Annotated in this window: 8 protein-coding genes and 1 tRNA gene; 6 read left to right on the top strand and 3 right to left on the bottom strand. The window is 61.2% G+C overall.

The features are described 5' to 3' along the window. Positions 1-13: 13 nt before the first annotated feature. The gene (locus SNL23_RS13950; protein WP_076018136.1) at positions 14-1675 is read right to left on the bottom strand and encodes an OFA family MFS transporter; all 1662 of its coding nucleotides are present in this window, start codon (positions 1673-1675) and stop codon (positions 14-16) included. A gap of 324 nt (positions 1676-1999) precedes the next feature. Between SNL23_RS13950 and SNL23_RS13945 the strand changes: the two genes are divergently transcribed. From SNL23_RS13945 to SNL23_RS13930, 4 genes are all read left to right on the top strand, one after another. Further along, the gene (locus tag SNL23_RS13945; RefSeq protein WP_318302499.1) at positions 2000-4216 is read left to right on the top strand and encodes an AsmA family protein; all 2217 of its coding nucleotides are present in this window, start codon (positions 2000-2002) and stop codon (positions 4214-4216) included. Then, on the top strand, positions 4213-5280 hold the full coding sequence (mutY, locus tag SNL23_RS13940) for an A/G-specific adenine glycosylase (RefSeq protein ID WP_167663000.1): 1068 nt from the start codon (positions 4213-4215) through the stop codon (positions 5278-5280). Before SNL23_RS13945 ends, mutY begins: the two co-directional genes overlap by 4 nt. Then, a complete protein-coding gene (locus tag SNL23_RS13935; protein ID WP_010169058.1) occupies positions 5277-5549 on the top strand; it encodes an oxidative damage protection protein in 273 nt (90 codons plus the stop codon). The genes mutY and SNL23_RS13935 overlap by 4 nt, the downstream gene beginning before the upstream one ends. Before the next feature lie 103 nt (positions 5550-5652). After that, positions 5653-5728, top strand: a tRNA-Phe gene (locus SNL23_RS13930). A gap of 180 nt (positions 5729-5908) precedes the next feature. On the opposite strand, the gene SNL23_RS13925 is transcribed toward SNL23_RS13930, so the two are convergent. Beyond that, positions 5909-7549, bottom strand: a complete 1641-nt coding sequence (locus SNL23_RS13925) for an ArnT family glycosyltransferase (protein ID WP_318302498.1) — start codon at positions 7547-7549, stop codon at positions 5909-5911. Positions 7550-7636: 87 nt separating this feature from the next. After that, positions 7637-8602, bottom strand: a complete 966-nt coding sequence (locus SNL23_RS13920; protein WP_318302497.1) for an arsenic resistance protein — start codon at positions 8600-8602, stop codon at positions 7637-7639. Between the two features lie 173 nt (positions 8603-8775). Here SNL23_RS13920 and SNL23_RS13915 point away from each other — a divergent pair, with 173 nt between their 5' ends. Both SNL23_RS13915 and SNL23_RS13910 read left to right on the top strand, forming a co-directional pair. Further along, the gene (locus tag SNL23_RS13915) at positions 8776-9696 is read left to right on the top strand and encodes an alpha/beta hydrolase family protein (protein WP_318302496.1); all 921 of its coding nucleotides are present in this window, start codon (positions 8776-8778) and stop codon (positions 9694-9696) included. Between the two features lie 73 nt (positions 9697-9769). After that, a complete protein-coding gene (locus SNL23_RS13910; protein WP_318302495.1) occupies positions 9770-10183 on the top strand; it encodes a hypothetical protein in 414 nt (137 codons plus the stop codon). Positions 10184-10316: the final 133 nt, after the last annotated feature.

Raw genomic sequence — 10316 nt, 5'->3', positions numbered from 1 at the left:
GGTTTACGCGGTGTTAGTGGAACAGTACTGCGGTTTTCTGCAGGGTGACCCACACGCCCCACGCCAACGGAATACCCACCACCAGCCAGGCGGCAACCGCCAATGGCACACTGCCGGAGGAGGCTTTCCATTCCAGCACGGTGCTGGAATCGGCGCCCTTGTCGTGGCCCAGCGCCTGTTCGGCAGCCAGTTCGGCGTCGGTCATGAAGTACTTGTCTGCCACCGGCCGTACCAGCAGGTTGCAGATAAAGCCCAGCACCAGCAGGCCGGCGAGGATGTACAAGGTGATGTCGTAGGCCGCAGCACGTTCAACGCCGATGCTCAACTGGTACTCACGCAGGTAGTTCACCAACACCGGGCCCAGTACGCCCGCCGCTGCCCATGCGGTCAGCAGACGACCGTGGATCGCACCCACCATTTGCGTACCGAACAGGTCTGCCAGGTAAGCCGGTACGGTCGCAAAGCCACCGCCGTACATCGACAGGATGATGCAGAACGCCGCCACGAACAGCGCGACGTTGCCCAGGTGACCCAGGTTAGGAATCAACGCGTACAGGGCAAAGCCCAAGGCGAAGAACACGAAGTAGGTGTTTTTACGGCCCAGGTAGTCGGAGAACGACGCCCAGAAGAACCGGCCACCGATGTTGAACAGGCTCAACAGCCCGGTAAAGCCGGCTGCGATGGCCGCGATGGAAGCCAGTTGACCGGCATCCAGTTGGCCAAACGTCAGGCCGTTACCCAGCAACTTGCCGCCGAACACTTCCTGCAGCAGCGGCGAAGCCATGCCGAGGATGCCGATACCGGCAGACACGTTCAGGCACAGCACCAGCCACACCAGGCGGAATTGCGGGGTTTTCCAGGCCACGTTCACGTGCACGTGACGGTGGGTAATCATCGCGTTGCTGGCTTTTTTCGCCGGGGCAGTCCAGCCCTCAGGCTTCCAGCCGGTGGGCGGAACGCGGTAGGACAAGGCGCCGCCGATCATGAACACGAAGTAGATCACGGCCATGACCACGAAGCTCTGCCACACGCCAACGCTGGTTGGCGAGGCGAAGTGGCCCATCAGGGCGGCTGCCAACGGGGCGCCAACCATCGCGCCGCCGCCGAAGCCCATGATCGCCATGCCGGTAGCCATGCCGCGCTTGTCCGGGAACCACTTGATCAAAGTCGAGACCGGCGAGATATAGCCCAGGCCCAGGCCGATACCACCAATGACCCCGGAGCCGATCCACATCAGCCAGATCTGGTGGGTATAGATCCCCAGCGCAGAGATCAGCAGGCCGCCGCACCAGCACAAGGCCGACACGACACCGGCTTTACGTGGCCCGGCATGTTCCAGCCAGCCGCCCCAGATCGCTGCCGAGCAACCCAGGAAGATGAAGAACAGGGTGTAGATCCAGCCCAGCATGGAGATGGGCCAGTCGCATTGCGACGAGAAGACCTGGCTGATAAAGCTCATGTCCGGCGCACAGGCGACCGGCGCGGTGATACCCAGCGCCTTGGACAACGGCAACCAGAACACCGAGAAGCCGTAAGCCATGCCGATGCAAAGGTGAATGGCCAGGGCGGCCGGTGGTACCAGCCAACGGTTGAACCCGGGCTTGGCGATAATGCGTTCCTTGGAAAGGAACGCAGGCTGTGCAGCAGTATTACCCGCCGCAGTGCTAGTGCTCATTGGTGTTTCCCCCAGTTATTAGTATGTGTCCGTCGGGCGCTCTCTCCCTCGGCCTTACACGCAAGGCGTGGCCGTTTTTTTGAGTAAAGCTCCATTTTGGCGCGACGTTTAGCCGCAGAAGGCGGACGAACATGCAGAGATTAGCATCTGTGGATGACAGAAAAACCAAACTGCCATCACCTTTTCCAGGTTATCTGTCTTTTTTGACGCCAAAAACCCGTTTTTCCGACCGTGGATACAATGTAACTATCCGCGAACTGATGTAAGCCTTCGGGCGTTATACTCTGCGGCTAAATTTTAAAATCGACATACAAGGACTCGCCCATGAAAGCGTTCGGCAAAATCCTGGGTCTGGTACTTCTCGGGCTGTTGCTGATCATTGTGGCTCTAGGCTTTGCCCTGACCCATCTCTTCGATCCCAACGACTACAAAGACGAGATTCGCCAGATTGCCCGCGACAAGGCCCACATCGAGCTGACGCTCAATGGCGACATCGGGTGGAGCCTGTTCCCCTGGCTCGGTCTTGAACTGCACGAGGCCAGCGTTGCGACCCTGACCAACCCGACCCAACCGTTTGCCGATCTGCAGATGCTCGGCTTGTCGGTACGCGTCCTGCCGCTGCTGCGCCGTGAAGTGCAGATGAGCGATGTGCGTGTCGAAGGCTTGAACCTGCGCCTGAACAAAGACGTGCATGGCCACGGCAACTGGGAAGACATCGGCAAGAATGTGCCCGACGCGGGCACTCCCGCCACAGTACCCGCCGTCACTGAAGCGGCCACGCCGCCCAAGCCTGAAAAGCCGCCGCAGCCGATCCGCCTGGACATCGACAGCCTGACCATCAACAACGCCCGCGTCGAATACAACGACGAGCAGACCGGCAAGCAGTTCAGCGCCGAAAGCATCCAGTTGAGCGCCGGCGCCGTGCACGAAGGTGCAAGCATCCCGGTGAAACTCACCGCATTCTTCGGCACCAACCAGCCGCTGATGCGCGTCAAGACCGAGGTCAACGGCAACTTGCGCATTCAGCGCGCCCTCAAGCGCTACCAGTTCGAAGACATGAAAATCACCGGTGAAGCCACCGGCGAGCCGCTGCAAGGCAAGACTGTGAGCTTTTCGACCCAAGGCCAATTGCTGCTGGACCAGTCCGCCAACATTGCCGAATGGACCAACATGAAGCTGTCGCTGAACCAACTGCGCGCCCTGGGCGAGCTGAAGGCCAACGACCTGGACAAGACCCCGCAACTCAGCGGCGCCCTGTCGATTGCCCAGTTTGACCTGGCCAAATTCCTCGACAGCGTCGGCAATCCACTGCCGCCGATGGCTGCAGGCAGCCTGAGCAAGGTCGAACTGGTCAGCCGCCTCAAGGGCACCCCGACCAGCCTGGCGCTTGAAGACCTCAACCTGAAACTCGACGACAGCACCTTTACCGGGCGCGTGGCCGTGGATGATTTCGCCAAGCAGTCCCTGCGAGTGCAGCTCAAGGCCGACATCTTCAACGCCGACAACTACCTGCCGGCCAAGTCCGAAGCCGCCAAAGGCGCCGCAGCCGCGCGCCAGGCTGAAGTACAGAACAGCGAAGCCGGCGCCATGGCGGCCGGCGGCACCACACCGCTGCCGGATGCACCGACCAAGGCCGCATGGAGCACCGACAAGTTGCTGCCGTTGACCCGCCTGCGCACCCTGGACGTGAACGCCGACCTGTCCTTCGGCCAATTGACCCTGAGCCATTTGCCGATTCAGAACGCCGCCCTGAAAGCCTCCGGCCTCGATGGTCAGCTCAAGCTCGATACCCTGAGTGGTGGCCTCTACAACGGCACCTTCCAGGCCAACGGCAACCTTGACGTGCGCCAGGACATCCCGCTGCTGGCGCTGCAAACCCGCATCAAGCAAGTGCCGATCGAACGCATCCTGCAAGCCCAGGGGCAGAACCCGCCGGTGAAAGGCCAGCTCACCCTTGACAGCAACCTCACTGGCCGCGGCAATAGCCAGAAAGCCCTGATCGACAGCCTCAACGGCACTGCCAGCTTCGCGATCAACAATGGCGTTCTGCTCAACGCCAACCTTGAGCAACAGCTGTGCACCGGCATCGCCCTGCTCAACCGCAAAACCCTCAGCGGCGACCAACGCGGCAAGGACACCCCGTTCCAGGAGCTCAAGGGCAACCTGACCTTCCGCAACGGCGTGGCCAGCAACCCCGACCTGAAAGTGCGCATCCCGGGCCTGACCGTCAACGGCGACGGTGACGTCGACCTGCGCGTTCTGGGCATGGACTACCGCGTCGGTATCATCGTTGAAGGTGACCAGCGCGAAGTGCCGGACCCGGCTTGCCAAGTGGGCTCCAACTTCCAGAACATCGAAGTCCCGCTGCGCTGCCGTGGCCCGCTGGAACTGGGCGCCAAGGCGTGCCGCCTGGACAAGGACGGCTTGAGCCAGGTCGCGATCAAGGCGGCGGGCAACAAGCTCAGCGAGAAACTTGAACAGAAGCTCGACAAGGTTAATCCACAGTTGAAAGACGCTTTGAAAGGCCTGTTCAAACGATGAGAAACGAGCAGTTTTCAACGGCGGTGCTTGACTGGTACGACCGCCACGGTCGCCATGACCTGCCCTGGCAACAGGGCATCACGCCTTACCGGGTGTGGGTCTCGGAGATCATGCTGCAGCAGACCCAGGTCAGTACCGTGCTGAACTACTTCGATCGGTTCATGGCGTCATTGCCAACGGTCGAAGCCCTGGCCGCCGCACCGGAAGACGAAGTGCTGCACCTCTGGACCGGGCTGGGTTACTACACCCGGGCGCGCAACCTGCAAAAGACCGCGAAGATCGTCGTTGCCGAATACGGCGGCGAGTTTCCCCGTGACGTCGAAAAGCTCACCGAACTGCCGGGCATCGGCCTGTCCACCGCCGGTGCGATTGCCAGCCTGAGCATGGGCCTGCGGGCGCCGATCCTCGACGGCAACGTCAAACGCGTGCTGGCGCGTTTTACCGCGCAAGAGGGTTACCCGGGCGAGCCGAAGGTCGCCAAACAGCTGTGGGCCACCGCAGAGCGCCTTACGCCACACGACCGTGTCAACGCCTACACCCAGGCGATGATGGACATGGGCGCCACCCTCTGCACCCGCAGCAAACCCAGTTGCCTGCTGTGCCCACTGGAAAAGGGCTGCGAAGCCCACATGCTCGGCCTGGAAACCCGCTACCCGATCCCCAAGCCGCGCAAGACCGTGCCCCAGAAGCGCACGCTGATGCCGCTGCTGGCCAATGGCGAGGGCGCGATTCTGCTTTACCGCCGCCCTTCCACGGGCCTGTGGGGCGGTTTGTGGAGCTTGCCGGAGCTGGATGACCTGGCAGACCTGGAACACCTGGCCAACCAGCACTCGCTGGCGCTGGGCAAGCACCAGGAACTGCCGAGTCTGATTCACACCTTCAGCCACTTCCAACTGGCTATCGAACCCTGGCTGGTCCAGGTCCAGGAGTCTGCCCACCACGTGGCCGAGGCTGACTGGCTCTGGTATAACCTCGCCACCCCGCCGCGCCTGGGCCTTGCCGCCCCGGTAAAGAAACTGCTGAAGCGCGCGGCTGAAGTATTGAACGCAGGAGTTCCGTCATGACCCGCACCATCATCTGCCGCAAGTACCACGAAGAATTGCCCGCCCTGGAACGCGCCCCGTTCCCCGGCGCCAAGGGCCAGGACATCTTCGACAACGTCTCCGCCAAAGCCTGGGCCGACTGGCAAAAGCACCAGACCCTGCTGATCAACGAAAAACGCCTGAACATGATGAACGCCGAAGACCGTAAATACCTTCAGGGCGAGATGGACAAGTTCTTTTCCGGCGAAGATTACGCCAAGGCCGACGGCTACGTTCCACCTGCTGAATAATTGATCAAATGTGGGGGTTGGCCCGTAAGCGACGGTAATAATTAAATATTTTTTGAAAACTTGCTTGACGACCCCCTGAAAAACCAGTTTAATGCGCCCCGTTGCCCAGATAGCTCAGTCGGTAGAGCAGGGGATTGAAAATCCCCGTGTCGGCGGTTCGATTCCGTCTCTGGGCACCACTAATTAGTTTCAGGTGGTGCAAACGTCATCTGAAACACACAAGAAACCCGCCTAGTGCGGGTTTTTTGTTGTCTGGGATTTGTGGTCGCTCACTTTCATCCAATTGCGAAGGGCCAAGAGCCTCTCCAGCCCCAAGCCATAGACAGGCCTGAGGCTGATCGCCAGCCGCCACCCCGCACTCACTTCACCAAAAACACCAGCAGCGGGTTGTCATTCAACCGCCCATTGAACACCGGCGCCATATGCTCCAGCGGCGTGCCGCTCAGCAATGCGGTTTGCTTGCGTTCCACAATCACCCAGGCAGGGCGCGGCAGCGTGTCCACTAGCAACGGTTCGTTGCGCCCAATGAACAACGGCTGCTCGTCGTGATCCAGGTTCATGATGTAGCGAATCGCCCAGGTGTCTTTGGCCAAATCGACAAACACCAACGTTCCGGGATTATCGGCACGCAGCGCCTCCACCGCGCCAACGAAGTTCTTGGTGTCGTATTGCCGGTCCTTGGCCGGCTCCACCACCACGACGAGCACCAGCCATTGGGTCGCCAGTGCAATCAGGCTGAGCGCCACCAGGCGCTGGCCGAGACTGCCCTGCAACCGGCGCCAGGCAATCACGGCAGCCAGTTGCAGCACAATCAACACACCCACCAACGCCGGCACTGAAACCTCGGGCCAGTAACCGTGCTTGTGCCACAGGTGCCGGCAGACAAACACCACGACGATGCCGAGCACCGGCAGGATGGCCACCAACCACTCATAGCCACGACGCACGCCAAGCAGCCAACCTTGCGCCTGGAGCAGCCCATAGGCAGCCACCGCGGCAAACATCGGCACCATGGGCACGATGTAATAGGCGCGCTTGAAGTGCGGGATGGACAAGCCCAGCAAAATCATCAGCCCGCAGGCAGCCAGGCGCAGCATCAGTTGCACGTCGGCATCTTCGTTACGCGACGACCATTTGTGGCGCAGGGCAATCATTGTCGCCAGCGCCAGCGGCACCACCGGGAAATAGCGGTACAGGCTCAACTTGAAGTAGAAGTAGAACGGCTCGCCCGTCTCGTCGAGGCGCCCGGCGAATTGCATCCGCAGCACATCATCGACGAAGGCATCCCCGCCGCTGATCCGCGCCAGCTTCAGCAATACCCACCAACAGCCGGCTAGCAGGACCAAGCCGACCACGCCGTGGGCTATCACCTTTTTCAGCAACGAAAACCGCTCTTCCCGCGTACGAGCCGTGCCCAGCGCCCAGTAGACGCAGGCCACCCCACACACCTCGATCAGCCCCAGCGGCCCGCGAATGGCAAACGCCACCACGAACAACGGAAAGATCGCGTATTGGCGTAACCGCGAGCCCAGGCGCTCGCCGGTATGCAGCAGGTAGAAGCAGCCCAGGCACAGCAATGAGATCATCTGGTCCAGGCACACCGAGCGCGACTTCTCCAGCAATTGCGCGGTCAATGCGGTGAGCAGCACCGTCAGCAGCGCCCACGCCCGGCCCGACGGCACCAGCAAGCGGTAGATCAGCGCCATGACCCCGGCAGACGCCAGGGCGGTGGGCATCACGTTGGCCAGGTCGTTGGGCGCGCCGAACAAACGGGCAAAGAGGTAACTGAGGTAGGTCGCAGTGCCCGGGTAGTCCGGGTACGGCTCACCGTAGGTGGTAGGAAACAGGCTCGCGCCGTGGCGAAACATCTCTTGCATGAACACGGCCCAGCGGCCGTCGAAGCCTTGCGGCTGCTGGTCCCAGATGCCCAGGGTAAACAGCAGCAAAGCGATAAGGAAAATGCCCAGCGATTCCATTCGAAAGCGATTGTGTTGATCCATTATTCAGCCTGTCAGGTGGGGTAAATCGGTCCATGTTGCCGAACCCCTCGCTGAATGCCCCCTGAACGGAATCAAACATTCATCAGCCTAACGACGAGCGGGCCAGATCAGCAGCGGCATCAGCCGGATGTAGAGCAGCTCTCCCACCAGTTCCACCAGGGTTTGCGTGATCACCGCTGCGGCGGCGAGCCCGCGGATGTCTTCGGGCAACGCCAGTGCCAGCGGCAGTACCACCAGGGAATTGCGCGTGGACGCGCTGAAGGTGACCGCCCGCGCTGTGGTCGCCGGTAGCTTGAACAGTCGCGAAGCCAATGCCCCCATCAGCGGGGCCAGCAACAGGAAGCCGATATACACCGGGATCACCGGCGCCAGCAGGCCGATATCGCGGACTACAGCAGTAATCTGCGAACCGATCACCACCATCAGCACCAGCGCCATGGCCGGTACAGGCAGCCAGGCCCACGCATCATTCCAGGCGCTGACAAGGCCTGATCGCCGGGACAAGGAAGTCGTCAGCACCGCCAGAATCATCGGTGCAACGATCAGCAGCAGGAACGCCTCGACAAACGGCCCCACCGCCACCACCACCTGCGACTGCGCGCCCAGGATCAACCCCAGGTACACCGGCAACAGCAGCAACTGGAGCAGCAACAGGAGCGGGGTCGCGGCCAGCATCAACCGCGAGTCGCCCTTGCCGATGTGGGTGAACACCACCACGTAGTCGATGCATGGCGTCAGCAGCACCAGTAACGCGCCGATCAAAATCGCCGGGTGTTCCACCAGGCCGCGGGTCAACGCCCACACCAGCAGCGGGATCAGGATGAAGTTGGCCAGCAACAATGCGGACATGAAGCGTTTGTTGCCCAAGCCCTGGCGCAGGTCCAGAAACGGGATTTGCAAGAACATCGCGTACATCAGTACGGCAATGGCAGGTGTCACCAGGATGCCCAGGCCTTGGGCCATGGATGGCGCCAGCAGACCGAAAACGACGGCCAGCAGCACGCTCGCGAAGTAGAGGGGGATCTGGTTTTGCTCGAGGGTGTCGCGGGTCATGAGCTGGCTCTGGTGGGGCGAAAGGGTCTAAGCCTAGGCATCTGTACGGCTTAGGTCGAGCATCAGAAAAATCCCCGGAGTGTTCTTAGCGGAAATTTGTTAGCTTCGACCTCTTATAAAACTGCGCACGGGCCTTTGACGCCCCATCGAAAGCGCAAGCACCGAGCCCGCTCATGAACCTGCCGACCCGCCCCCAGCCTGAAGCCTTTCGTGAACCTGCTGCCGATGGCCATCCCATTGGCGGCTTCACCTGGCGGCACATCCGGACTGATCCCGATCGCCCCGTGGTGATCATCAACGCCGCTACCTCCGTACGCTGCCGGCACTATTCGCGTTTTGCCGATTACCTGTTTGCCAATGGCTTCGACGTCATCACCTACGACTACCGCGGCATCGGAGAATCCCGCAGCGGCTCGCTGAAGGGGTTCAAGGCCTCATGGACGGATTGGGGCGCGCTGGACTTCGAAGCGATCCTGCAGCGGGCCCAGCGGGAGTTTGCCGGCCAGCCGATAGATGTGGTCGGGCACAGTTTTGGCGGGTGCGCGGCGGGACTCGGGGATTCCGGCGCGGTAATTCGGCGCCTGGTGACGGTAGGCGCGCAGTTTGCCTACTGGCGCGACTACGAGGCGAACGGGCGCTGGAGGATGTTTGCCAAATGGCATGTGGTGATGCCAGTGGTAACGGCGGTGTTCGGCTACTTCCCGGGCAAGCGCATGGGCTGGCTCGAGGATACGCCGGCAGGTGTGGTGCGCGATTGGAGTACACCGACGCCGGGTTATGAACAGCGCCCGAGCGGGCGAGCCTTGGGTGAGTTGCCATTTTCTCGGGTGCAGGCGCAGGTATTGGCCATCAGCATTACCGATGATCCGTTTGGCACCGTCGCAGCAATCGAACGCCTGCTGGGTTACTTCGAAGGCAGCGAGCGCACGCATCTGCGGATCGCACCTGAAGATATCGGCGAAAAAGAGGTCGGACATTTCGCGTTCTTCCGCAGCCAGTATCAGGATCGGTTGTGGCCGATTGCGCTGGCTTGGCTACAGCGGGGAGAGTTGGCCAACGACACTCCGGGGCGCCAAGTGACGGATCGCACCTAGAAAGCCTTGGGATTTCCCCAGACCTGCGCTTCAATACCCCATCCCCAGATCCTGACACCAAGGACGTGAGCCCATGGCCTCGCCGAACAAGCAGCAAAAACGCGCCCACCGGGCAAAAGCCAAGGCCAAGCAGAACCGCACCCAACGCGCCGTCGCTACCAAGCCGGACGCCTTTGCCGGCGATGACAGCCGCATTGATCTTGAGTCGGTGGATTTGACCGAGCTGTTCCTGGAAATGCGCACCGCTGGCGAAACCAGCCAACAGGCACTGTGTGCGGTGTTCCTGGCGCATCCGCTGTTGGCGGTGGTGCTGGAGCAGGAAGGTGAAGAGGAAGCGACCGACTTTATCCTCGCGGCGCTGATCGAGTATCGCCAATGGGCCACGGATACCGAAGATGAAGCGGCAGCGCTGGCGTGGATTGAATCGCCGGCGTTTCAGGCTGATTACGTCGCGGCCTCTCAAGCGCTGGCTAATTCCGAAGACTGATACAAAACCAAATGTGGGAGCGGGCTTGCTCGCGAATGCGGTGGATCAGTCGACATTTGCGCTGACTGACACACTGCCTTCGCGAGCAAGCCCGCTTGTATGGTTAGACTTGTAGGGGTGGTGGGACTAAAAG

The sequence above is a fragment of the Pseudomonas sp. SED1 genome (assembly GCF_034044025.1).
Taxonomy (GTDB): Bacteria; Pseudomonadota; Gammaproteobacteria; order Pseudomonadales; family Pseudomonadaceae; genus Aquipseudomonas.
Note: the sequence above shows the minus strand (reverse complement) of the source record. Positions and strands in the feature narration are given on the sequence as shown.